This window comes from Shewanella sp. Koi 1 (assembly GCF_052907445.1).
Genome location: NZ_JBREJM010000001.1, coordinates 3668058 through 3692846, shown reverse-complemented (window position 1 = coordinate 3692846; position 24789 = coordinate 3668058). Strand labels below are relative to the sequence as shown.

The window sequence follows — 24789 nt, the reverse complement described above, 5'->3', positions numbered from 1 at the left end:
CCAAACGGCTTCTTGAATTGGACCTTCTAAGGATAAGTTAATGGATATTCTTGGTATTTTTAAATCTACTCCGCTCGAGGTTTACCTCGGTGTGAGTATGTTTACTGCTATCGTCCTGGTCTTAGTGTTAGTGATTTTATTCGCTAAATCTAAGCTAGTGTCTAGCGGTGACATCACGATCGGCATCAACGACGATCCTGAAAAAGCGATTACAACCGGTGCCGGTGGCAAGCTGTTAGGCGTGCTAGCGAACAGCGGTATCTTCGTATCGAGCGCCTGTGGTGGCGGTGGTTCTTGTGGCCAATGTCGCGTAGTGGTGAAGTCTGGCGGCGGTGATATTCTGCCAACAGAATTAGATCACATCAGCAAGGGTGACGCCCGTAAAGGTTGCCGTCTGTCTTGCCAGGTGAACGTTAAGAACGACATGGAAATCGAGCTTGACGAAGAAATCTTCGGTATTAAGAAGTGGGAATGTACTGTTATCTCTAACGATAACAAGGCGACCTTCATTAAAGAACTGAAGCTGCAAATCCCTGATGGTGAATCTGTTCCGTTCCGTGCGGGTGGTTACATCCAGATCGAAGCGCCTGCGCACCATGTTAAATATGCTGATTTCGACGTACCTGAAAAGTACCGTGGTGACTGGGAACACTTTGGCTTCTTCAAGTTAGAATCTAAAGTTGACGAAGAAACGATCCGTGCTTACTCAATGGCTAACTACCCAGAAGAGTTTGGCATCATCATGTTGAACGTACGTATCGCAACGCCACCTCCACGTAACTTGAGCTTACCATGCGGTAAGATGTCATCTTACATTTGGAGCCTGAAGGCTGGCGATAAAGTGACGATTTCTGGCCCATTCGGTGAATTCTTCGCGAAAGATACCGATGCAGAAATGGTGTTTATCGGTGGTGGTGCGGGTATGGCACCAATGCGTTCACACATTTTCGACCAACTGAAGCGTCTGAAGTCTAAGCGTAAGATGAGCTTCTGGTACGGTGCACGTTCTAAGCGTGAAATGTTCTACGTGGAAGACTTTGACGGCCTAGCGGCTGAAAACGACAACTTCGTATGGCATGTGGCTCTGTCTGATCCTCAACCAGAGGACAACTGGGATGGTTACACAGGTTTCATCCATAACGTACTGTATGAAAACTACCTGAAAGACCATGAAGCGCCAGAAGATTGTGAGTTCTACATGTGTGGACCTCCAATGATGAACGCGGCCGTGATCGGTATGTTGAAAAATCTTGGTGTCGAAGACGAAAACATCCTGTTGGATGACTTCGGCGGCTAATGTGAATTAGCCCAAGGTGAGAAGAGTTGCAGATGTGGAGTAAAGCTCTCATCTGCAACTTTTGCATTAAAGGGCATCCAAAAGAGTTGTTAGTCACTATGTTTAAAACCCTAGCGTTAAAAACCCCCGTGTTAAAAACCTCAGTGTTAAAGCATTCAGTGAGCTGGCTGGTCCTTGTAGGTCTAGCCTTTTTTATTTCAGCCTGTAGCAAACAGGATGAGGTTATCTCCCTCGCGGGCAGCACAATGGGCACGACCTACCACATTAAAGTGGTTCCCAATGAGCAAATGCCAACGGCCCAGCTGTTGCAGGCCGAAATTGACTTAGCACTCGAGCAAGTCAATAACCAAATGTCGACCTATCGACCCAATTCAGAACTGTCCCGTTTCAACCAGTTACCGCTCGAGCAGAGCGTTGAAGTGTCGCCGGATACCATCAAAGTGGTTAAAGAAGGCATGCGTTTGTATAACGTGACGGACAAAGCCTTAGACATTACCTTAGGGCCGCTGGTGAATCTATGGGGATTTGGCCCCGATAAGCGCCCAACCAAAGTGCCGACTCAGGCCGATATCGATGCGGCTAAAGCCAAAACGGGTATCAGTGAGCTTTCTATCGAAGGCAATCGCTTAAGCAAGCACAATGCGCATTTATATGTGGACCTGTCTTCAATCGCCAAAGGTTTTGGCGTGGACAAAGTGGCCTCTATTTTAGATAAGTATCATGCAAGCGGTTACTTAGTCGAAATTGGTGGCGAGCTAAGCATTAAAGGCACTAAAGGCGATGGTAGCTCGTGGCGCGTCGCAATAGAGAAACCGACCGATGATGGCATGGCGGTGCAGCAGGTGATTGAGCCTGGCACTATGGCGATGGCAACGTCGGGGGATTATCGCAATTATTATGAGGAAGAAGGTCAGCGTTTTACTCATATAATTGATCCACGTACCGGTTTACCGATTAATCATAAGCTAGCATCTGTGACCGTTTTGCATAAAGAATGTATGACGGCCGATGGTTTTGCGACGGCGATGATGGTTTTAGGCACAGAAGCGTCATTGGAGCTTGCCAAGAAAGAACACTTGGCGATAATGCTAATAGAAAAGCAAGGCGAAGGATTTAAAGTCTACTACAGTGACGCCTTCAAGCCTTTCCTTAAGTAGTTGGAGTTAACATGAGCACTTTTATCGCGGCATTTGTGATTTTATTACTGTTCTTTTTGCTTATGTCGATAGGTTATCTCATCAAGCGCAAAGCCGTTGAAGGAAGCTGTGGCGGTTTAGGTGTATTAGGGATTGAAAAAGCCTGCGATTGTGATGATCCCTGCGACAAGCGTAAGCGTCGTATGGCCGCAGAAGAAGCGCGCCGTGAGAAGTTAACGAAAGACAGGATCATTTAATTATCCGCTTCAACTGAAATAGCCTCCTCTGGAGGCTATTTTTTGCCTCGATTTTAGCGCAGCAGAGGTTTGGAGCGTCGATTTTCTTCTGGAAAGCGCAAGTTCACGAAGGGATGAGTGACGCGGGTTATGCTAATCAGTTAACGAGTGCCTTTTATAACTGCAAGAAAGAGAATTTACTTACCTGCTGAGCGTACCCATAAAATTAATCCTTGATATATGAGGAGGATAGCTGGCTAATCTAAGCGATAATGAGAATGCTTTTTATCTTTAAGCTTGTGAAAAATAAAGAAAATTTGAGTTAGCTTGAAAACTGTACTAGGCTAGAAGCTTGATTTAGATCAATCTTTCACTCATATCAAGGATAGTTACTTATGAAAGGTCATCCTAAAGTGGTGGGACAACTCAATCGGGTGCTTACCTGTGAGTTAACGGCCATTAATCAATATTTTCTCCACGCTAGAATGTTCAAGCATTGGGGTCTCGAGAAGCTAGATCACGTCGAATACAAGAAATCCATCCAAGATATGAAACACGCCGATAAACTTATCGGGCGAGTATTATTTTTAGAGGGATTACCGAATCTGCAACAGCTCGAAAAACTGCGTATTGGCGAGCATACCCAAGAGATGCTGGATTGCGATTTAGCCATGGTGCAGGAACAACTCACACTGTTACGGGATGCCATTAGCCTTTGCGAGGCGGAGCAGGATTATGTGAGTCGCGATCTGCTCGAAGATATCCTTGAAGATGAAGAAGAGCACTTGGATTGGCTCGAGTCACAGCAGGAGCTGATCAGCTTAACCGGCATTCAAAACTATCTTCAATCGCAAATTAGTGAGTCATAGGAGCTGAATATGAAAGGTGATAAAGAGGTCATCGACGCGTTGAATCGACTCCTAACGGGAGAGTTATCGGCGATGGATCAGTATTTTGTGCATGCCCATATGTACGAAGACTGGGGCCTGAACGAACTCTATGAACGTATTGCCCACGAGTCGGATGATGAAAAGGGCCATGCGGCCAAACTGGTACAGCGCATTTTATTCCTCGAAGGCGTGCCGAATGTGGCCGCGCGGGAAGCGCTCAACATTGGTTCAAACGTTGAAGAGATGCTGCGTAACGATTTGGCCTATGAATATAAGGTCGCCGATGATCTGCGTAAGGTGATTGCCCTGTGTGAGTCGAAAAAAGATTATCAAACCCGTGAGATCTTAGAAGTGTTACTCGACGATACCGAATCTGACCACATGTATTGGTTAGAAAAACAGCTCGGTTTGATTGACCGAATTGGTTTACCGAATTATCTGCAAACTAAGATGTAACCACTCCAGCTTACGCAGCTTAAGCACAAAGGCCAGTCACTAAATGACTGGCCTTTGTTTTTGGATTTTGAGTATTTAGTCTAACACTCTGTAAAAAATCGCTATCGCAATGGGATCTTCTGATGGATGTCGATTGTTTAGCGATTCCTGTTATTTTGCTAATGTCTATTCTTTACAAATACTTGTTTACGTTTTTTCTCATCATTTCGGCTGTTGTTGGCTGGTAAAAATTGTTACCGTGTGAAACTGTTTTTGCAGGCTTTTTTGTTAAGTGGTTGGTTAACCAGACGGGAAGATGGATGAGATATATAAAACGTTCTCTTAGTTTGCAGTTAGTGGTAACTATCGTCGGTGCCCTCGCTGTACTTCTTACTTTAGTTGCCGCTTTGCTCGTGAATAAAGAAAGTAATAACACACGTAAGCAAGTGGATGCGGACATTTCGGCGCTTGTGGCTCTCAAGGCCAATGAGATTGGTGGTTACTTTGTTGCTAAAGGGCAAGTGATCCACTCGGTTTTTGCTGAACCAGGGCTTATCCATTGGTTTAGCCAATATCATGCCCGTGGCAGTAACTTAGCCAACGATCAACAGTACCAAGATATTATTCGCTATTTCCGCTCGTTCTCCGACCGTGATAGCGATGTGAAGTCAGTGTTCTTTGGCTCGGCGAATACCTTCGAATATTTCGACCTCAATGGCCGTTTCGATGGCGATCCAAACTATTACACTAACAAGCGTCCTTGGTGGCAGGAGGCTATCGATCAGCGTAGCTTGTTTGTGGGCGATCCTGCGGTCGATGCCAACGATGGATCTATTTCAGCCACGGTTAAAACCCCAGTCTATGGTGCCAATGGCGAACTCATCGGGATTGGTGGTATGGATATTCTTATCGATACCATTGGTAAAACCCTGTTAGCGCCAATCAAATACCGCAACTATGGCCAAGCCTTCCTGATGACAGATGAAGGTAAGCTGGTTTATTTCCCTGGATTCTCAGATAAATTCCCGCCAGGCTCACTTGCGAATCAAATCGATAGCCAGTTTAAGGACACCTCAGGTTTTACCGCCTTAAGACAACAAATGCAGCGCGAGACGCAGGGCTTTGCCGAAGTCACCTTTAACGGTGTGCCGCAGCGGGTAACCTTTGTGTCCGTGGGCGGTGATTATCCTAAGCAGAAATGGCACTTAGCCTTTATGTTACCCCATGAGGTGATTGAAGCGCCTGTAACCGAAGCCTTTTGGAATGCCTGTTTTGTAGCCTTAGGGATCATGCTCTTGGTCGGCATCACAGTATGGTTGATGTTATTGCCCTTTAGACGCCAACTCGGCAAATTGCTCGATGCGATGGAAGACATTGCCGAAGGTGATAGCGATTTATCCCAACGCATTTTAATGGAGCGCGAAGATGAGTTAGGCAAGTTGGGTGATGCCTTCAATCGCTTTGCCGAAAAGGTGCAGCAGATGTTACTGCATACTCGTAACTTAACCCAAGAGGTGGGCACTGGGATGATGGATGCGCGCCAAGTGTGTGATTTAGCCGTATCTTCGGTGTCATCGCAGAAACAACAAATCGACTCAGTGGCCACGGCCGCCACCCAAATGGCACAGACGAGCCAAGAAATGGCGATTAGCGCGCAGCGGGCGAATGATTTTGCTGAAAAGGCACAAACCCAAGCCCATGACGGTACCCAAATCGTGTCCCGCGCGACCGAAGGTATGAAGGCATTATCGGTTCAAGTGATTGAAGCGGCCAAAGTCATCAAGGAGTTACGTAGCAGATCTGAGCAAATTGGCGAAGTGTTAAGCGTGATCCGCAACATTGCCGACCAAACCAACTTGCTGGCGCTCAATGCGGCCATCGAGGCGGCGCGGGCGGGTGAGCAGGGCCGAGGTTTTGCCGTGGTGGCCGATGAAGTGCGTACCCTCGCGTCTCGTACCCAAGATTCTACCGCCAACATTCAAGGCATTATCCAAACCCTGCAACAGAGTGCGCTACAAGCCGAGCAGGTGATGGAATCTGGGGTTGAGCAGGCAAGAGTCGGACAAGACTTGACCACACAAGTGGAGCAAGCCTTAAGTGATATCGCCAGTGCCATTGTGTCGATTCAGCAGCAAACGGTGGAAATTACTGTCGCGATTGGCCAGCAGGCCGTTGTGGCTGAAGAGGTGGCACAGAACGTGGTTAGCGTACGTGGTTTGTCCGATCAGTCTTTGCTCTCGAGCCAAGATTTATCCCAAAGTTTGCAAGGATTTGAGCAAGCGACTCACGAACTCACCCGCAACATTGGGCAATTTAAGATTTAATTCAAAACGTTGCAAATCAAGGGAGCCTTAGGGCTCCCTTTGTTTTTGAGCGCTGATAATCCAAGCGCAAACAGCACCGCTGCAAATTGATAAGTGATACTTGATTACTGTTTTTATATACAGTATTTTGAGTGTCGGAGGAATGCAAGGTGCGAAAAATCATTCATATCGATATGGATTGCTATTTTGCTGCGGTAGAAATGCGGGATTTTCCCGAATACCGCGGTAAACCGCTGGCTGTCGGCGGCAGTCGGGTGCAGCGTGGCGTCATCAGCACTTGTAATTATGAGGCGCGCAAATTTGGCGTGCGTTCGGCCATGGCGACGGGCTACGCACTGAAATTGTGCCCCGATCTTATCCTCGTTCCCGGTCGTATGCAGGTCTACAAAGAGGTCTCACAGCAAATTCGCGCCATCTTTTCCCGATACACTGAGTTAATCGAACCACTTTCCCTCGATGAAGCCTATTTAGATGTCAGCGATTGTAAGCTGTTTAAGGGCTCAGCCACGTTAATTGCCGAGGCGATTCGCCGTGATATTTTGGCCGAAACTGGGCTGACGGCATCGGCGGGCGTGGCGCCGATTAAATTTCTCGCCAAGGTTGCCTCTGATTTAAATAAGCCCAATGGGCAATGTGTTATCCCACCCGATGAGGTGCCCGAGTTCGTTAAAAGCTTATCCCTGCGGAAAATACCCGGAGTCGGTAAAGTGACCGCTGAGAAACTGTCTTCGCTAGGCTTAAATACCTGCGCCGATGTGCAGGCTTATCCAAAGCAAGAGTTGATTGCCCGTTTTGGTAAGTTTGGCGCCGTGTTAGTCGAGCGGGCCCATGGCATCGATGATCGCGGGATTTCTGTGAGCCGCGAGCGCAAATCCGTAGGCGTTGAGACCACTCTCGCTCAGGATATTTACACGCTGGAGCAGTGCCAACAGGTGATGCCGGGATTAATCCAAGAGTTGTCCAGCCGTTTAGGGCGAAGTGCTAAGGGGAGGCAAATCCATAAGCAGGTGGTCAAACTTAAATTTAATGATTTTAAACAGACCACCATCGAGCATCGTAGTGACGAGGTCTCCGTGGTGATGTTCTATGAGCTACTGAGCCAAGCAATGGCTAGGCAAGAGGGCCGTGGAATTCGGTTACTCGGGGTTTCTGTTGGACTCGCCGAGAGTAAAGACACGCTTTCGCCGCTCATGGTACGCGAAACGAAGCAGTTGGATTTTGTGTTTTAGTGTCAATTTAATCTGAGCGGATCTGGCTCCGCGCCAATCTAACCTAGTTTAGTTTAGATAACGCGATAATCAGCTTTACGCAGTGCGCAAATAGAAGCAACAATAAGGCCGCATTGGTAAACCCTCTGCGGCCTTTGTTATTTAAGTCTGCTTAGCGACTATTCACCTAGAGTGATTATTCACCTTTAGCGGGAATTCGTTCTAGCACAGCAAGGAGCAGATCCCAGTATTGACCTACTGTGGTGATATTGACCATTTCATCCGGGCCGTGTGGATAGCGGATGGTAGGGCCAATCGACACCATATCCATTTGGATAAGGCTTCTTGAACAGACCACATTCAAGACCCGCGTGGATCACCATGATAACCGGTTCTTTATGGTAGATAGACTCGTAGGTCTCACGCACAATCGCCATTACGGGTGAGCTGTTATCTGGCTTCCAACCTGGGTAAGCGCCACTGAATTCAATTTCAGCGCCAGCGAGATTAGTCAGCGCATTGAGCATGCCTTCAACTTGGCTGCGGCCCGAATCGATGAGCGAGCGAATTAAGCACAGAATGCTAACTTCTTCATCGTTAGTGCTAATCACGCCTACGTTGAGTGAGGTTTCTGTCACGCCAGCGACTTCATCGCTCATACGCATCACGCCATTAGGGCATACATGCAGCAGGTCGATCAGCGTGTTTTGGCTGTTTTCACTCATCACGCGTTTTGGCGTTGGGATTTCGCTCAACACTAAACGCATATCAGGGTCGGCAATGGCCAGCTCGGCGCGGACTAAGGCTTCAAAAGCGCGCACTTTTTCATTCAGTGCATCGACATTTTCAGCGGGTAACATAAAGCTGATATTGGCTTCGCGTGGGATGGCATTACGCAGTGAACCACCGGTAAATTGGGTTAATTCCAGCGCTAATTCATCGGCATTTTCAAACAGGAAGCGTGCCAAGAGTTTGTTGGCGTTACCACGACCCAAATGGATGTTAACCCCAGAGTGACCGCCTTTTAAGCCAGATAAATGCAGGCTAAATGACGCGTAACTTTGCTCCGATGCTTGCCATACCATAGGCAGAGTGATCTGTGCATCGACGCCGCCAGCGCAGCCCATGTAGATCTCACCTTCTTGCTCTGAGTCGGTGTTGATCAGGATTTCAGCATCGAGCATACCCGCTTGCAGGCCAAAGGCGCCTGTCATGCCTGCTTCTTCATCAATCGTGAGCAGTACTTCTAGTGGGCCGTGTTTGATATCGTCGCTACCTAAAATCGCTAAGGCTGACGCCATGCCAATACCATTGTCGGCGCCTAAGGTTGTGCCTTTGGCTTTTACCCAGTCACCGTCAACATAGGCTTCGATAGGATCTTTGGTAAAGTCATGCACTTTGTCGGCATTCTTTTGCGGCACCATATCGATGTGAGCTTGGATCACGACGATTTTGCGATCTTCCATTCCGGGCGTTGCGGGTTTGCGAATGATTAAATTGCCGACCGCATCTTCCACGACATCGAGTTGTTTACTCTTAGCCCACGCTTGGATGTGTTGGCTGAGTGCTTGTTCATGTTTGGAAGGGTGGGGAATTGCACAGATTTGTTCGAACCATTGCCATAAAGGCTGTGGGTATAACTGACTTAACGCTGTCACAGGAGGTCCCTCATCAGGTCTTGTGGGTATAGGGCAAATTTGGCTTGATCCTACCACATTCTGCTCGGCCGATTAATCTTCTCGATCAGCCTATCTGTGCTTGTGGCAGCGAAAGTTGCCACCCTCAGTCTTTTCGATGGGGACAAAGGGATTTTTTGATTGGTAATTAAGCGTTATAGCGGGAATAATGCAGGCACAATAATGAAAAAGGATGGGTCATGTTTCAAGTTAACTTTGTTGATGTACAAGCAGAAAATGCCATTTTTGATGGTGAAGGTTGGGATGCGGTTGTGGTCGTCACACCGGATCTTGGTGCTATTGGAATTGATGAGATCAGTTTATTGGCCGAGCATGGCGCTAAGGTCGATAAGCGTGTCGGTAAGAGCCCGACGTTACTGTTTGCCCCCGGTTTAGCCGGTGGCCGTTTAATCATAGCGCCGGTTACTCAAGTGGCTGATGATTATGCCGATGTGCGTGTTTATGGCGATGCGGCAAGAGCTGCTATTGCTATTGCTAAAGACGCGGGCGCTAAGCGTCCCCTGCTTTATGTGGTGCCTTCTACCACGCCCAAGTTTGGGTTTGCGACTGAAGTTGCGGCGCTCGCCTGCGGCCAAGAATTATGGCAAACCTTAGAATTGCGCGAGGCAACGGGCTTAACGCCAGCCTTTGAAGCCATAGGGTTGCTGTCTTTAACATCTAAAAAGAGTCAATTGCTCAACGCATTAGAAGCTGGCCGTGTGTTGGCTCGGGATTTATGTGGCACTGAACCTGAGCGTATGTCGGCAAAAGCCTTTGCCGAATATTGTTTGCAAGCTTTTAAAGGCAGTGTGATTAAAACCGCAGTCGTGGAAGATAGGGATATTCTCGAGCGCGATTATCCACTGTTAAGTGCGGTGGCGCGTTCTTCCTTTGCCGTTGGGCGGCATCAACCGAGGGTGGTGAAACTCGAATATCTGCCCGAAGGCGAGATTACTCGTACCTTCTTATTTGCAGGTAAAGGTGTGGTCTACGATACGGGCGGCGCCGATCTGAAAGTCGGCGGTGCAATGGCGGGCATGAGTCGTGATAAAGGTGGCGCCTCTGCCGTGGCGGGGTTATTTAAAACCTTGTCTATGCTCAAGCCTAAAGGGATCCGAGTGATCGCCGAACTGGGCTTAGTGCGTAATAGCATTGGTAGCGAAGCCTTTGTCACCGATGAAATTATCACTAGCCATGCGGGCGTGCGGGTACGCATTGGTAATACGGATGCGGAAGGGCGTTTAGTATTGGCAGACCTGTTAAGTCATCTGCGTATTAAAGCGGTTTCGGCGGTGCAACCAGAGTTGTTCTCGGTCGCGACTCTCACGGGCCATGTGGTACGTTGTTATGGGGCGTATCCTGCTGCGGTTGAAAATGCGGTCGCCAGTGGCGCCAAGTGTGCGCAGACACTCGCGTTACAGGCAAGCCAATGGGGCGAACCCTTTGAGGTTTCTACATTACGCCGCGAGGACTTTGCCAAGATCCGTGAAGTGTCGGGGGCGGCTGATATTTTATCTTCTAACAATGCGCCATCTTCGGTAACTGCCCGTGGGCATCAATATCCGGCGGCGTTTCTGCTTAAGGCTTCGGGATTGTTTGAACATGGCATAAATGCCGCTATTCCTTTAGCTTACACACACTTAGATATCGCTGGCAGTGCAACGGAGGGCGATCCGCTCTATGGTAAACCCACTGCGAGTCCCTTGGTCGGTCTGTATCAATATCTGATCAATCGTTAACAATTTAACGTAATAAATAGAAATAATTCTGTAATATCTTACTTATTAGGTGGTTACAGGATTATTTCTGTTTTTATGTGATGCAGGTCGCCAAGATTTTTGGTTGTTTTACGTAATAAAATTACATTAAAAAGCCTTAATTAAAAAAAATACAAATAAAGCTTGTAATAAAACTACGAAAACATATAATAGTTTTCGTGGACAGGGCAATGCGCCCATCCCCTCTAGTCTATCCAGGATGGATATCCTTCTCCAAGGACCCGAGTGACAAGTCGTCTCAACGGATTTGAGAATCTCTAGTTCCAAGGAACCGAGCCAAGCTTTACTAGAGTACTTAATCTCAACTTTACTTAGGAGTAATTGACTATGTCTTATACAGGCAAGAATCACTTTGTTTGGCAAAACACTTGGATTAACTCTGATGTTTTGCGTGGCGGTTTATTCGCTATGAGCTTTAAGGGCTAACTATCCCTTTAAACCTAGTTTCCATCATCCATCAACCTTTGTATCGCCTTTTTGGCGTGTTTAGACTCAAGTAGCATATCGGTGTTTTTGCATGGGTATGCCAGGTTTCTTCCGCTAGCGCGGTAATGTACTTCCCCGAAAGGGACGCTTGAAATATGTCTTGCCTGCTCATTGAGCAGGCTTTTTTTTAGCTTTTTAATGTCGTTACGGCGCAATGCCTCTCATTTATTCCCATAAACGTAAATTTTTTTGCGGCCATCTCGAAATGACTGTTCTTATCAAGAGTTAATTTAATTATCTGTTTTTAAAGCATAAAACTTTTTCATCAATCTATTCATCTTTTTGTACGACTTAAGAATGATGAATTTGTTACATTTGTCACATAAAATACAAATGCAAATCGTTCTCAATGATGTTACCGTATGCGCACCTTAACGAAACTTGCTGAACGACTATGCGTTTTAATCTACTTCCACTTGCTGCTGCAGTAACCCTAGCTTTGAATCCTTTGGCGCTGATGGCCGAAGAACAAACCGCTTCAACAACAGAGACACAAGATCAAAATATCGAAAAAATCACTGTGATGGGGAAATACACAGTGAGTCGTAATATTGATACCGCAACGGGGTTAGGACTCACGCTGCGGGAAACGCCACAGTCGGTCAGCATTATGACGGCGGATCGGATTGAAGATCAGGCACTAAATACCGTGGTCGATGTGGTCAACAACACTGTGGGTTTATCATCTTCAAAAACCGATAACGTGCGTAACGGTTTTTCGGCCCGTGGTTTTACCGTGCAAAACTATCAAATTGATGGCGTGCCTTTATCTTGGAGTTTAGGCGGTGATGCCGGTGAAACGGTATCGGATGTGTCTATCTACGAGCGCGTTGAAGTCGTACGTGGTGCTACCGGATTATTAACAGGTGCTGGCGATCCTTCGGCCTCGATTAACTTAGTGCGTAAGCATGCCGACAGTTCTGATCTTAAAGGTTATGTGGATGTCGCCACTGGAAGTTGGGATAAAAAACAAGTTACTGCGGATGTGTCTAATGGTCTGAATGAAGACGGCAGCGTGCGTGGGCGCTTGGTCGCTAAGTATGTAAATAGCGACTCTTACCAAGATCTGTATCAAGACCGCAAAACTATTCTCTATGGTGTGGTCGACAGTGATATTACGGCCAACACCTTGCTGCGTGTCGGTGGTAGCTATAACCACAATGATCCCAAAGGGGCGATGTGGGGCGCGTTGCCCGCCGTCTTTAGTGATGGTTCTGCCACTGATTGGGATACATCGGCCACCACAGCTGCCGATTGGAGCCGCTGGGAAACCAAAAATATCAACTACTTTGCGAACCTGAATCACTACTTCAGCAATGGTTGGCAGCTGGTCGCTAACTACAACCGCATGGAGTATGAGACCACCACTAAGATGATCTACATGTCGGGTATGCTCGATAAAGACACCGGGGCGGGACTCAGTGGACAGCGTTATCACAGCCATGGTGAAAGTAACTCGAATAACTTTGATGTGCAGCTTAAAGGCGACTATGACCTCTTTGGTCAAACCCATGAGTTTGTGACGGGCGCTTTGTATAGTAAGCAAAAATCCTACGCCGATACCTATGAGCCTATCCGTGAGGATATGACGGGTTGGGACTCACAAGTGGTGGATAACTTCTACGAATGGCAACAAAATCAGTTTGCTGAGCCTGAATGGTCTAGCAACGCGAACCGTCAGCTCAATATGGATACCGAGCAAAAAGGCTTTTATGCGGCGACTCGCCTGACCATTACCGATGATTTTAAACTGATTGCCGGTGGACGTATCTCAAGCTGGAACCGTGAAGGTGTGAGCTATGGTACCGATACTAACTTTGGTGATGATGGGGTGTTTGTGCCCTATGTTGGTGCCTTGTACGATATCAATGACGCGCATCGTATTTACGCCAGTTATACCGGAATTTTTAACCCGCAGAACTATTTCGATGCCAATCAAGAATATCTAGACCCATTAGAAGGCAAAGCCTACGAATTAGGTCTAAAGAGTGCTTATCTTGACGATCGTCTACATACCACTGTGGCCGTGTTCCAAATTGACCAAGATAACTTGGCAACCTTAGCCGGAACGATTGTTATCGGTGGTCAACCCGTGAATTACTATGAGGCCGCACAAGGCACTAAGAGTAAGGGATTTGAGCTAGAAGTGGTGGGTGAGCCTGCCGATGGCTGGAATATCTCTGCTGGTTACTCGCAATTTAATGCCGAAGATGCAGAGGGTAAGCGAGTCGCGACTACTAGTCCGCAGAAGCAATTTAAACTCTTTACCACCTATCAATTTGTGGACTTATTGCCTGAGTTAACCATAGGTGGTGGGGTGAATTGGCAAAGCGACAGTTACTCTGAAGGCGGTGGTGTGGCAATCAAGCAGGATGCTTACTCCCTAGTGAATCTGATGGCGCGCTACGATCTGGCTGAGGATATGGATCTGCAGGTTAACGTAGAGAATCTGCTGGATGAGAAATATTATGCCTATATGACAGCGTCTGGCATTGCTTACAGTGCGTATCACTACGGCGCGCCACGTAATTTTACCGTCAGCTTTAACTATCGTTTTTAAGCATTTTACCCGTTGCACTCAAAAAGCCGGCGCCCTTAAGGGCGCCGGCTTTTTGCTATCGACTTTAATCCCATTTGGGGTACTGAGGTAGCCTTATATGTCAGCATGGGATAACCATTGTGCTTTATTGTGATTATTTCGCTTTAAAAACAATGTGCTGTTAATCCTGAACGGCATTTGAATTTCCCCGTGGTTGAGATTGGCTTGCTAAGCCCTATTTATAGTGAGCTTTAATGTAAATTAAGTGCGGTGGTTTTTTGTTCTGTTTAGCGATTTATATCAAGAAAATCTCCATCAATTTTCTGGCCTGACCAGCACAAACTCCCTATAATCCCCTGCGGAAAACACGACTACATAGTGTTTACATTTTTGACCCTACCTACTTAAAAAGAAAAGGAACCCAGTTCCATGTTAGAAAAGCTGTTCAAACTGAAACAAAATCAAACGAGCCTCAAGCAGGAAGCGATAGCAGGTTTGACAACATTTATGACTATGGCCTACATCATTTTTGTAAATCCAATGATGTTAGCCGATGCGGGTATGGATCATGGCGCCGTGTTTGTGGCCACCTGTTTAGCGGCGGCGGTGGGATGTATTGTGATGGGTGTGATGGCGAACTACCCCATTGCACTGGCCCCTGGTATGGGACTCAATGCCTTTTTTACCTACACTGTGGTAGGTGAGATGGGTTATAGCTGGGAAACGGCACTCGGTGCGGTTTTCCTGTCGGGAATTTGCTTTTTAATCCTGTCTCTAGTACGTATTCGCGAGTGGATTGTGAACAGTATTCCTATGTCGCTACGTATCGGTATTGCTGCGGGTATTGGTTTATTCCTCGCGCTGATCGGTCTTAAGAGTGCCGGCATTGTGGTCGCAAGCCCTGCAACTTTAGTGACTATGGGCGATATTACCGCCTTCCCAGCGGTGATGGCCGTGTTAGGTTTCTTCCTGATCATCGCCATGGTGCAACGTGGAATGAAATCGGCGGTGATTTTAAGCATCCTTATCATCACCGGGCTTGGGTTACTCTTCGGTGATGTGCATTACAACGGTATCGTTTCTATGCCGCCTTCTGTCGCGCCGACCTTTATGGCGATGGATTTATCCCAAGTATTTGAAGTGACAGTGCTATCCGTGGTATTTGCCTTCCTGTTTGTGGATCTTTTTGATACCTCGGGCACCTTAGTTGCGGTTGCGCAGCGCGGTGGTTTCCTCGATGAAAAAGGCCGTTTACCTCGCTTAAACCGTGCCTTAACCGCCGACAGTTTAGCGACGATTGCGGGCGCTGCATTCGGTACGTCAACCACCACTAGTTATATCGAAAGTACGGCTGGGGTGAGCGCGGGCGGCCGTACTGGCTTAACCGCCGTCGTGGTCGGCTTACTGTTCATCTTGGCCTTATTCTTATCACCATTAGCTGGAATGATCCCCGCCTATGCCACGGCTGGTACCTTGTTCTATGTGGCGATTCTAATGATGGCTGGACTGGTTCACGTTGAATGGGAAGACTTAACTGAGGCTGCACCTGTGGTTGTGGTGTGTATCCTGATGCCGCTGACCTTCTCGATTGCCACAGGGATTGCGCTGGGGATTATTTCCTATGCTGTCATCAAGCTGTTAACGGGCCGCTTTAGCGATTTAAATATCGGCGTGCTGGTGCTCGCGGCCATGTTTATTGCGAAATTTATTTACGGCTGATACTGAGCTAGTCGCCTATTCGCGGCTATTTTTTGAGGGTCATCTAATCGATGGCCCTTTTTTATGCGCGATCCCAAGCAGAATTGAAAATTTCTACCAACATCCTGCCCACTAACTACCAATTGCTCTGCGGATTAGGTATAAGGATTATCCGGTTATTTTCTACATATGAATAATGAATTTAAGTGAGATAGCGTATCGCCGCGTGGTAGTGAAGTTAGGGACGAGTGTGCTGACTTCTGGCAGTAAACAGCTGGATAAAGCCCATATGGTTGAGCTTGCTCGTCAAATGGCCGCACTGATGAGATCAGGGGTCGAAGTCGTATTATGCACTTCTGGCGCAATTGCCGCCGGACGCGAACATCTCCAATACCCGGTATTGCCCGACACTATGGCTAACAAACAGTTATTAGCCGCTGTCGGGCAGAGTCAGCTTATTCTCGCTTGGGCACAACTCTTTAGTATCTACGGTTTGCATGTGGGGCAATTGCTGCTGACCCGTGCCGATCTACACGATAGAGAGCGCTATTTGAATGCCCGCGATACGCTTAATGCCTTGCTGGCAAACAATATTATCCCCATCATCAACGAAAACGATGCCGTCGCTACTAATGAGATCAAAGTGGGCGACAACGATAACTTGTCGGCGCGTGCTGCACTGCTGTGTGATGCAGACCTGTTGATTTTGTTGACGGATCAAAAAGGCTTATTCGATGCCGATCCGCGCACTAACCCGAATGCTAAGCTGATTTCTCAGGTCGAGAAAATCGACGACAGTCTGCGTTTGTTAGCGGGTGGTTCGGTGTCGGGCTTAGGCACGGGCGGAATGTCGACTAAGCTTGAAGCTGCGGATATTGCTCGCCGTGCGGGCATCGAAGTGGTGATTGCCTCGGGTCATCACCCCGATGTGATTAAAAAAGTCGTCGGCAAAGAATCTGTCGGCACACATTTTAGTGCCATCGAAAATCCGTTAGAGAGCCGCAAACAGTGGATTTTAGCGGGACCAGCCGCCCAAGGTTCCTTGGTGCTCGATGCGGGCGCGGTGAAAGCCGTGACCGAAAAAGGTCGCAGCCTGCTATCGAAGGGGATTATTGGGGTTAAAGGGGAATTTGAACGTGGTGCAACCCTGCAATTGGTTGACCAAAAAGGCAAAATCATTGCCAGAGGCATCACCCGCTACTGTGGTGAGGCTTTAGGGTTAATTGCGGGTAAACATTCCGACGAAATCGAGTCTGTACTCGGTTACGATTATGGTGACGCAATAGTGCACCGCAACGACATGGTCGTCTTATAAGCGAGGTCTGTTTTGAGTCAAACTAATCAAGCGCAATATTTACAACAACTGGGCAGTCAGGCTAAACAAGCCAGCTATGCCTTAGCAAATCTTAGCGCCGCACAGAAAGCGGATTTACTCGAGGCGATTGCCGAGGCCCTGACGCAGAATACTCAGGCGATTCTCGCGGCCAACGCCAAAGACGTTGCAGCCGCTAAGGCTGAAGGCTTGAATGATGCAATGATCGATAGATTGTTGCTTAACGAGTCGCGTCTGGCGGGGATTATCGGTGATATCGGTGATGTGGTGCGTCTTGCCGATCCTGTTGGCGAAGAGTTTGGCAGCCGCGTGTTGGACAATGGCTTAAGGCTCACGCGCCGCCGTGTACCGCTTGGGGTGATTGGGGTTATCTACGAGGCGCGGCCGAATGTGACGGTCGATATTGCTGTGTTGGCACTTAAAACTGGTAATGCGGTGATTTTGCGCGGCGGAAAAGAGACGCTCGAATCTAACAAACTGATTAGCGAAGTGATCCGTGGCGCAATTGCAAGCCAAGGTCTGCCAGTTGATGCGGTGCAGCTGATTGATTCACCCGATAGAGCCTTAGTCACAGGGCTACTCAAGCTTGACCAATATGTCGATATGATAGTCCCCCGTGGCGGACAAGCCTTACAGCGCCTTTGCGCCGAGCAAGCGACGATTCCGGTGATCTTAGGTGGCATTGGGATCTGCCATCTGTATGTCGATAAACATGCCGATCTTGAGCGCGCACTCGAGGTGATTGCTAACGCAAAAGTGCAGCGTCCAACGGTGTGTAATGCATTAGATACTTTGCTGGTGGATAACGCGGTTGCCGAGCGTTTTGTGCCGCAAATTGCCGAGTACTTACACCGTTTAGGTGTGCGTTTTTCGGTATGTGAACAAAGCTATGCACTGCTCGATGGGCTGGGGTTTGATATTTCCCCGGCAACTGAGCAAAGCTTTGCGACCGAATGGTTGTCTTTGACCTTAGGTATAAAAGTGGTGAATGACATAGATACAGCTATTGCCCATATCCGTACCTATTCCAGTGGGCACTCTGAGGCGATTCTCACCGATGATATCCACGCCGCAACGCATTTTATGAACGAAGTGAATTCGGCAGCTGTGTATGTGAATGCCAGCACCCGTTTTACCGATGGCGGCCAATTTGGTTTGGGTGCCGAGGTGGCCGTAAGCACGCAAAAACTCCATGCCCGAGGTCCTATGGGGCTCGAGGCGCTGACCACCTATAAGTGGTTAGCATGGGGTGATTACACCAGCCGCGCATAGTTCACTTGCCAACGACGGGCTATCTCGCTTGGCTACATCGTTCAATTAAAAAAGCCGCAATAGCGGCTTTTTTGTTGGCAAACTTATTTCAGGACCAGACAAACATCTCGGTTAATGGATGAGTGGAGTGTAAGTGGCAATCAACCACAGACACAGAAACGCCACCGACATTAGGGTAGTGAATTTACGAAAGGCCCTGATATATACCAAGGTATACAGGAAATACCTTTCTTGCACTCTACGGGTGATCAGTACCGAGGGGAGTAAAAAAGTACAGTAGAGCATCACCACCATGGTCGTAAAACCATTTCCCCAAAAATGTTCGTAGATAAAAAGGGCAATACAAATGAGCATGGCGACCCAACTGATAGGGCTTAAGCCATCTTCTTGATTCCATTGAGTTGATTTTTCCATCTGACTATCCTTAGTCGTCTGTGTACAGTTCAATTTATAGTCGGATATGTCTCTATTTTCAAATCAATTTGGGATAAATACTGTGATGCTCTGAACATATTTTAGAAATATCTGATATTTAGCCTTAAAGGGTTTTAATATCGGCAAAAGACCCGCGGCACAATCTCGCTAAGTCATTCGCCGCAAGGCAGATTTCAAGGCCACGGCGGCCGGCACTCACATAGATTTTATCGAATTGCTGAGCCGTCGCATCGATTAGCGTTGGCAGCTGTTTTTTCTGGGCGAGGGGACTAATGCCGCCAACGAGATAGCCTGATGATTTTTGTGCTAAATCCGCATCGGCCATTTGCAGTTTCTTCTGGCCTAAACATTTAGCGACGGCTTTTAAATTGAGTTGATGGTCAACGGGCACCAGAGCGACGGCCAGTGGTGGATGGGCTTTATCGGTCGCAACCAGTAAGGTTTTAAATACCTGCGCGGGGGCGAGCCCTAACACATTGGCGGCTTCTTCGCCGTAGGCGGCGCAGTGTGGGTCGTGGCTGTATTCTAAGATTTCAAAGGGAATTTTGGCTTTCTTTGCCATTTGTACGGCTGGTGTCATGCTCTCGTCCTCGCGCCCCAATTAGCTGCAATAACAGTCTAGGGGCAATAAAAGTCCGCCATAGTAGCCCTTTCTGCGGCGTTAAAATGTTAGCTCGGGCATAAATTGCTTATGCCCGAGTGATACGCCTTATTTAGTCTACAAGCTTGGCATTGAGCTTGGTTTTGCGCTCCAGATAGCGCGGGAATAACTGCTGCAACATCATGCCACTCAAAATAAAACCTAACCCGATATAAGTCGCGGCGGCGATAGTCTCTTGCAGAATCCAGGCAATAAAGCCAATCGACATCACAGGCGATAAAAATACTAAGGTACTGATATTGGCCGTGCGAGTCGCGGTTTTTAGTGCCATTAACCAAAGCACGAAGGTAATGCCCATCTCAAATAAGCCAACATACATTCCCGCCATTACAGCGCTCAAACTAAAGCTGGGCAGGGTATCGGTCAGTAGCAGTGTCACGGTAATAAAGGGCAAACCAATCAAAAAGCTTAATAGCAGGCTGACCACTGGGTCACCTTGATCTTTAGTGTTCACAATCCAATATAGGCACCAGAGCAAAGTGCTGGTTAATGCAAGCCCAATCCCGAGTGGACTGTCGAAGCGAAAACCGCTGACATCGCCGCCGGTGGCGATAATAAAAACCCCAGAGTAGGCAATCAGTGCCGCAATCATATCGCTCTTACGCAAATGTTGTTTCAGCAGCGGCGCGGCTAACAGCGGCAGCAATACCGCCCAAGTGTAGTTGAGTGACAGTGCCTGCTGGGCGGGTAACAGTGAATAAGCTTTAAACAGCACCACGTAATACAGAAACGGATTAATCAGCCCGGTAACCAGATAAAACGCCGGGCGACGCAGGAGCTGCGCTTTAAGGAGTGGCAGTTTTTTCTGCCAAGTGAGAATGGCACCTAGGGCGACGATTGAAATGAGTACCGCCACAAACACCAGTTGCAACGGGCTATAAAATCCGAGGGCAATCTTAAAGGCGGTTGCCACCGTCGACCAGAGGAATACCGCGGCCATGCCGTACACATACGCCAAATTTGAAGATTTCACACTTTTACCCTATGCGCTTAAACATCACTCAATGTGCGCAGATTGAATAACAGCTATTGCTGATAAGCAAGCGGATTTTGTGGTTTTGAATATTTTATACAGTCGAGTCCTTTGAAAAGATAAATCAGAAAAATTTTTTATCGGCCCTTGTAATTAAATTCCCTGTCCCAATATAGGTGTTAAGGCAGAGAAGGTGGCCAACAGTGGACTTGAAAAAAAACCGTCCGGCCCCATATCAAAACCAACTTATAAATTTAGTTAGACAGAAATTTTTCGGAGGACCTCATGGGTAAAATTATTGGTATCGACTTAGGCACAACAAACTCTTGTGTAGCTGTCCTCGATGGTGGCAAAGCACGCGTATTAGAGAATGCTGAAGGCGATCGCACAACCCCGTCTATCATCGCTTACACCGATGATGAGACCATCGTGGGTCAGCCAGCAAAACGCCAAGCTGTAACTAACCCAAATAACACATTCTTCGCGATCAAGCGTTTGATCGGTCGTCGCTTCAAAGATGACGAAGTTCAACGTGACGTGAACATCATGCCATTCAAAATTATCCAAGCCGACAACGGTGATGCTTGGGTTGAATCACGTGGTAACAAAATGGCTCCACCACAAGTTTCTGCTGAAATCTTGAAAAAGATGAAGAAAACAGCAGAAGACTTCTTAGGTGAAGAAGTGACAGAAGCGGTAATTACCGTTCCTGCATACTTTAACGATTCACAACGTCAAGCCACTAAAGATGCGGGCCGCATCGCAGGTCTTGAAGTTAAACGTATTATCAACGAACCAACGGCTGCAGCACTGGCCTACGGTATCGACAAGAAGCAAGGCGACAACATCGTTGCAGTGTACGACTTAGGTGGTGGTACATTCGATATCTCTATCATCGAAATCGACAGCAACGACGGCGACCAAACCTTCGAAGTATTAGCGACTAACGGTGACACTCACTTAGGTGGTGAAGACTTTGACAACCGTTTAATCAACTACTTAGCTGACGAGTTCAAGAAAGAGCAAGGCTTAGATCTGCGTAAAGATCCATTAGCAATGCAACGTCTGAAAGAAGCGGCTGAAAAGGCGAAGATTGAGCTTTCAAGCACCAACCAAACTGAAGTGAACCTGCCATACATCACTGCCGATGCAACAGGTCCTAAGCACTTAGTGGTGAAAATCACCCGTGCTAAGTTAGAGTCACTGGTTGAAGACTTAATCATTCGTACTTTAGAGCCATTAAAAGTGGCACTGGCTGACGCTGACTTATCAGTATCAGACATTAACGAAGTGATTTTAGTGGGCGGTCAAACCCGTATGCCTAAGGTTCAAGAAGCGGTTTCTAACTTCTTCGGTAAAGAACCTCGTAAAGACGTAAACCCAGACGAAGCCGTAGCCGTAGGTGCTGCGATTCAAGCGGGCGTACTGTCAGGCGACGTGAAAGACGTTCTACTGTTAGACGTAACACCACTGTCTCTGGGTATCGAAACCATGGGCAGCGTAATGACCAAGCTGATTGAGAAAAACACCACTATTCCGACTAAGGCACAGCAAGTGTTCTCAACAGCCGATGACAACCAAAGCGCAGTAACCATTCACGTACTGCAAGGTGAGCGTAAGCAAGCGAGCGCGAACAAGTCATTAGGTCAGTTCAACCTTGACGGTATTGAGCCAGCACCACGTGGTATGCCACAAATCGAAGTGATGTTCGATATCGACGCTGACGGTATTCTGCATGTTTCTGCCACCGACAAGAAAACTGGCAAGAAACAAAACATCACCATCAAAGCTTCTTCAGGCTTAAGTGAAGAAGAAGTGGCACAAATGGTACGTGACGCTGAAGCACACGCTGAAGAAGACAAGAAGTTTGAAGAGTTAGTGCAATCTCGCAACCAAGCTGACGGCTTAGTTCACGCAACTAAGAAACAAGTTGAAGAAGCGGGCGACGCACTGCCAGCAGACGACAAAGCTAAGATTGAAGCGGCAATGAGCGCAGTTGAAGTTGCAACTAAAGGCAACGACAAAGAAGCCATTGAAAAAGCGACTCAAGAGCTAATCGAAGCGTCTGCTAAGCTGATGGAAATTGCTCAGGCTAAAGCTCAAACTCAAGGCGGCGCACAAGAAGGTGCTGCTAAACAGTCTAACGCGACTGCCGATGACGTTGTCGATGCTGAATTTGAAGAAGTGAAAGACGACAAGAAATAACATTTGCTCTCAATCAAATTGATTGATTTCAAATAGTTAATTTCTAGGCGGGCGTTACGGGGAAACCCTAACGCCCGTTCGTTCAACTTAAGCTGAGAAGCATGAGATTATGTCAAAGCGAGATTATTACGAAGTATTAGGCGTTGGTCGTGACGCCAGCGAACGTGAAATTAAAAAAGCCTACAAGCGTTTGGCAATGAAGTTTCACCCCGATCGCAACCCTGGCGACAAAGCTGCCGAGGCGAGCTTTAAAGAAGTTAAAGAAGCCTACGAAATCCTGACCGATGCCAACAAAAAAGCGGCCTATGACCAATTTGGTCATGCGGGTGTGGATCCGAATCGCGGCGGCGGTGGTGGCTACGGCGGCGCGGGAGATTTCGGCGATATTTTCGGTGATGTCTTTGGCGATATTTTCGGCGGTGGACGTCGTGGCGGTCAACGCCAAGCGGCCCGCGGCTCAGATTTACGTTACAACCTAGAGTTATCACTGGAAGAAGCCGTAAAAGGCCTCACCAAAGAACTGCGTATTCCAACCTTAGCCAGCTGTGATGTGTGTGACGGCAGCGGGGCGAAAAAAGGCTCTTCAGCGACCACCTGTGGCACCTGTCATGGTCAAGGCCAAGTGCAAATGCGCCAAGGTTTCTTCACCGTACAACAGCCATGTCCAACCTGTCATGGTCGCGGCAAGATCATTAAAGACCCTTGCTCTAAGTGCCATGGTGATGGCCGTGTCGAGAAGACTAAAACCCTGTCAGTTAAGATCCCTGCGGGTGTCGACACTGGCGACCGTATCCGCTTAGCGGGTGAAGGTGAAGCGGGAGAGTTTGGTGCGCCACCGGGCGATTTATACGTTCAGGTCACAGTACGTGAACATGCTATTTTCGTGCGTGATGGCAACAACCTCTACTGCGAAGTGCCGATTTCATTCAGCAAAGCGGCGCTCGGCGGCGAGATTGAAGTCCCAACACTGGACGGCAAAGTCAGCCTGAAGATCCCAGCCGAAACGCAAACGGGCCGTATGTTCCGTCTGCGTGGCAAAGGGGTAAAATCGGTTCGCAGCCATGCTGTTGGCGACCTGCTCTGCAAAGTCGTGATGGAAACGCCAGTCAACCTCAATGAGCGTCAGAAAGAATTACTGCGTGAGTTTGAGGCGACATTAACTGGTGAGTCAAAGAAGCACAGCCCAAAGGCTGAAGGCTTTTTCGATGGCGTGAAGAAGTTTTTCCAAGACCTAAATAGCTAATTAGGTTGGGTGGCGCAGCGGTTATGTTAGCTGCGCACTAGATAAATAAAGCCTCGCAGTGTTTAACACTAGCGGGGCTTTTTTATATCTCAAATCTAGTTTGAGATTTGATTGTTTTTAAAGTCAAAGTCAAAGTCAAAGTCAAAGTCGTGGGGTTTCACCCCACACCCGACCAAAAGGGGAAAAGCGCCTGTTCCCCTTTTGGATATCCCCCGGCGTCCCCAACGGAGTTGAAAGCCCCTTGGGCATTAAGCGTCCTTATGCTATCGCGTCAGACGCTCGTCCCTGATTCGACTGACGCTATCTCGGCATCCATGCCTCGCTCACGCAACGGACACAAATGCCCTGCGGCAACTCCGAGGGGAGGTGAACTTCTGTAGCTTCGATGTTAGCTGTTAATCCCGAAAGAGTTATGCCTGTCCGATCTCCCATCCTTTTTTAGATAATGAATATCATACTAATTGTTTATTTATTGCCAAAAATATGGACTAAAAACATACAGGTTAATATATTGTAACGCTTAAAATAAATACAATATGGATGAGCCTCAGATATTTCGATTTTGATGAGGATTACTTGCATTAGAATAACTTGGCAAGTCATGAGTAATATATTTATTAGAATTGCCTTATGTATCATCCAGAGAGCTAATGTCTTTTTTATACGGAATAAGCCCAATGTATTTTTAATATTTTAGTGAGTTCTACTTTTGTATTCTTTATGGAGATTTATATGGCTTGTAACTGCTGTGGAAAAAGATTAAATAGTGGAATGATACATAAAAAAGATTCTCAGACAGGTAAGAAATATAAATCCTGTCCTCATTGTTCTGACGCTAATGGTGGTCTCCATGTGTTTCATCCTTATCCTTCGTCATTTGGGAATACTCCTGCTCGTGTAACAGCTAGAAATCCTGATGGAGATCAGAGCTATTGCATTGATTGCCGTGGGTTAGATAAAGGTG

The 24789-nt window shown here is 47.6% G+C and carries 17 protein-coding genes and 1 pseudogene; 14 read left to right on the top strand and 4 right to left on the bottom strand.

Annotation, left to right across the window (positions count from 1 at the left end):
* Positions 1 to 40 precede the first annotated feature (40 nt).
* From nqrF to dinB, 7 genes are all read left to right on the top strand, one after another.
* On the top strand, positions 41 to 1297 hold the full coding sequence (gene nqrF / locus ACUZ8J_RS16345) for an NADH:ubiquinone reductase (Na(+)-transporting) subunit F (RefSeq protein ID WP_011621734.1): 1257 nt from the start codon (positions 41 to 43) through the stop codon (positions 1295 to 1297).
* A 98-nt stretch (positions 1298 to 1395) separates the two neighbouring features.
* Entirely contained in the window at positions 1396 to 2454 is a 1059-nt protein-coding gene (locus tag ACUZ8J_RS16340) for an FAD:protein FMN transferase (RefSeq protein ID WP_089068993.1), read from the top strand.
* An 11-nt stretch (positions 2455 to 2465) separates the two neighbouring features.
* The gene (gene nqrM / locus ACUZ8J_RS16335; RefSeq protein WP_007645837.1) at positions 2466 to 2690 is read left to right on the top strand and encodes a (Na+)-NQR maturation NqrM; all 225 of its coding nucleotides are present in this window, start codon (positions 2466 to 2468) and stop codon (positions 2688 to 2690) included.
* Positions 2691 to 3064: 374 nt separating this feature from the next.
* Positions 3065 to 3538 carry a bacterioferritin gene (gene bfr / locus ACUZ8J_RS16330; protein ID WP_446694369.1) on the top strand — a complete coding sequence of 158 codons (474 nt, stop codon included), beginning with the start codon at positions 3065 to 3067 and terminating at the stop codon, positions 3536 to 3538.
* A gap of 9 nt (positions 3539 to 3547) precedes the next feature.
* Entirely contained in the window at positions 3548 to 4015 is a 468-nt protein-coding gene (gene bfr / locus ACUZ8J_RS16325) for a bacterioferritin (RefSeq protein ID WP_011625412.1), read from the top strand.
* A gap of 299 nt (positions 4016 to 4314) precedes the next feature.
* The gene (locus ACUZ8J_RS16320; RefSeq protein WP_446694368.1) at positions 4315 to 6318 is read left to right on the top strand and encodes a methyl-accepting chemotaxis protein; all 2004 of its coding nucleotides are present in this window, start codon (positions 4315 to 4317) and stop codon (positions 6316 to 6318) included.
* Positions 6319 to 6467: 149 nt separating this feature from the next.
* Entirely contained in the window at positions 6468 to 7547 is a 1080-nt protein-coding gene (dinB, locus tag ACUZ8J_RS16315) for a DNA polymerase IV (RefSeq protein WP_089068322.1), read from the top strand.
* Between the two features lie 175 nt (positions 7548 to 7722).
* Here the strand turns inward: dinB and ACUZ8J_RS16310 are convergent.
* A pseudogene (locus tag ACUZ8J_RS16310) lies at positions 7723 to 9184 on the bottom strand (aminoacyl-histidine dipeptidase).
* Positions 9185 to 9402: 218 nt separating this feature from the next.
* Here ACUZ8J_RS16310 and ACUZ8J_RS16305 point away from each other — a divergent pair.
* The 5 genes from ACUZ8J_RS16305 (at position 9403) to ACUZ8J_RS16285 (ending at position 18308) form a co-directional block, all read left to right on the top strand.
* On the top strand, positions 9403 to 10941 hold the full coding sequence (locus tag ACUZ8J_RS16305; protein ID WP_446694367.1) for a leucyl aminopeptidase family protein: 1539 nt from the start codon (positions 9403 to 9405) through the stop codon (positions 10939 to 10941).
* A 919-nt stretch (positions 10942 to 11860) separates the two neighbouring features.
* On the top strand, positions 11861 to 14026 hold the full coding sequence (locus tag ACUZ8J_RS16300) for a TonB-dependent siderophore receptor (protein ID WP_446694366.1): 2166 nt from the start codon (positions 11861 to 11863) through the stop codon (positions 14024 to 14026).
* A gap of 408 nt (positions 14027 to 14434) precedes the next feature.
* Entirely contained in the window at positions 14435 to 15724 is a 1290-nt protein-coding gene (locus ACUZ8J_RS16295; RefSeq protein WP_446694365.1) for an NCS2 family permease, read from the top strand.
* 175 nt (positions 15725 to 15899) lie between these two features.
* Positions 15900 to 17018: a glutamate 5-kinase gene (gene proB / locus ACUZ8J_RS16290; RefSeq protein WP_086903377.1), complete on the top strand. Its 1119-nt coding sequence runs from the start codon at positions 15900 to 15902 to the stop codon at positions 17016 to 17018.
* Between the two features lie 12 nt (positions 17019 to 17030).
* Positions 17031 to 18308, top strand: a complete 1278-nt coding sequence (locus tag ACUZ8J_RS16285; RefSeq protein WP_446694364.1) for a glutamate-5-semialdehyde dehydrogenase — start codon at positions 17031 to 17033, stop codon at positions 18306 to 18308.
* A 111-nt stretch (positions 18309 to 18419) separates the two neighbouring features.
* Here the strand turns inward: ACUZ8J_RS16285 and ACUZ8J_RS16280 are convergent, their stop codons facing one another.
* The 3 genes from ACUZ8J_RS16280 to ACUZ8J_RS16270 all read right to left on the bottom strand — a co-directional run bounded on the left by ACUZ8J_RS16280 (position 18420) and on the right by ACUZ8J_RS16270 (position 20377).
* Positions 18420 to 18722 carry a hypothetical protein gene (locus tag ACUZ8J_RS16280; protein WP_086903375.1) on the bottom strand — a complete coding sequence of 101 codons (303 nt, stop codon included), beginning with the start codon at positions 18720 to 18722 and terminating at the stop codon, positions 18420 to 18422.
* A gap of 124 nt (positions 18723 to 18846) precedes the next feature.
* Positions 18847 to 19323 (bottom strand): Cys-tRNA(Pro) deacylase, encoded by a 477-nt coding sequence (gene ybaK / locus ACUZ8J_RS16275; RefSeq protein ID WP_446694363.1) that lies wholly within the window; start codon positions 19321 to 19323, stop codon positions 18847 to 18849.
* A gap of 133 nt (positions 19324 to 19456) precedes the next feature.
* Positions 19457 to 20377, bottom strand: a complete 921-nt coding sequence (locus ACUZ8J_RS16270; RefSeq protein ID WP_446694362.1) for a DMT family transporter — start codon at positions 20375 to 20377, stop codon at positions 19457 to 19459.
* 285 nt (positions 20378 to 20662) lie between these two features.
* Between ACUZ8J_RS16270 and dnaK the strand changes: the two genes are divergently transcribed.
* A complete protein-coding gene (gene dnaK / locus ACUZ8J_RS16265) occupies positions 20663 to 22582 on the top strand; it encodes a molecular chaperone DnaK (RefSeq protein ID WP_011625422.1) in 1920 nt (639 codons plus the stop codon).
* 109 nt (positions 22583 to 22691) lie between these two features.
* A complete protein-coding gene (gene dnaJ / locus ACUZ8J_RS16260; protein ID WP_011716086.1) occupies positions 22692 to 23825 on the top strand; it encodes a molecular chaperone DnaJ in 1134 nt (377 codons plus the stop codon).
* Positions 23826 to 24789: the final 964 nt, after the last annotated feature.

Coding starts and splice junctions, on each gene's coding strand:
- nqrF (WP_011621734.1), top strand. CDS start 41: ATGGATATTCTTGGTATTTTTAAATCTACTCCGCTCGAGGTTTACCTC.
- ACUZ8J_RS16340 (WP_089068993.1), top strand. CDS start 1,396: ATGTTTAAAACCCTAGCGTTAAAAACCCCCGTGTTAAAAACCTCAGTG.
- nqrM (WP_007645837.1), top strand. CDS start 2,466: ATGAGCACTTTTATCGCGGCATTTGTGATTTTATTACTGTTCTTTTTG.
- bfr (WP_446694369.1), top strand. CDS start 3,065: ATGAAAGGTCATCCTAAAGTGGTGGGACAACTCAATCGGGTGCTTACC.
- bfr (WP_011625412.1), top strand. CDS start 3,548: ATGAAAGGTGATAAAGAGGTCATCGACGCGTTGAATCGACTCCTAACG.
- ACUZ8J_RS16320 (WP_446694368.1), top strand. CDS start 4,315: ATGAGATATATAAAACGTTCTCTTAGTTTGCAGTTAGTGGTAACTATC.
- ACUZ8J_RS16305 (WP_446694367.1), top strand. CDS start 9,403: ATGTTTCAAGTTAACTTTGTTGATGTACAAGCAGAAAATGCCATTTTT.
- ACUZ8J_RS16300 (WP_446694366.1), top strand. CDS start 11,861: ATGCGTTTTAATCTACTTCCACTTGCTGCTGCAGTAACCCTAGCTTTG.
- ACUZ8J_RS16295 (WP_446694365.1), top strand. CDS start 14,435: ATGTTAGAAAAGCTGTTCAAACTGAAACAAAATCAAACGAGCCTCAAG.
- proB (WP_086903377.1), top strand. CDS start 15,900: ATGAATTTAAGTGAGATAGCGTATCGCCGCGTGGTAGTGAAGTTAGGG.
- ACUZ8J_RS16280 (WP_086903375.1), bottom strand. CDS start 18,722: ATGGAAAAATCAACTCAATGGAATCAAGAAGATGGCTTAAGCCCTATC.
- ybaK (WP_446694363.1), bottom strand. CDS start 19,323: ATGACACCAGCCGTACAAATGGCAAAGAAAGCCAAAATTCCCTTTGAA.
- dnaK (WP_011625422.1), top strand. CDS start 20,663: ATGGGTAAAATTATTGGTATCGACTTAGGCACAACAAACTCTTGTGTA.
- dnaJ (WP_011716086.1), top strand. CDS start 22,692: ATGTCAAAGCGAGATTATTACGAAGTATTAGGCGTTGGTCGTGACGCC.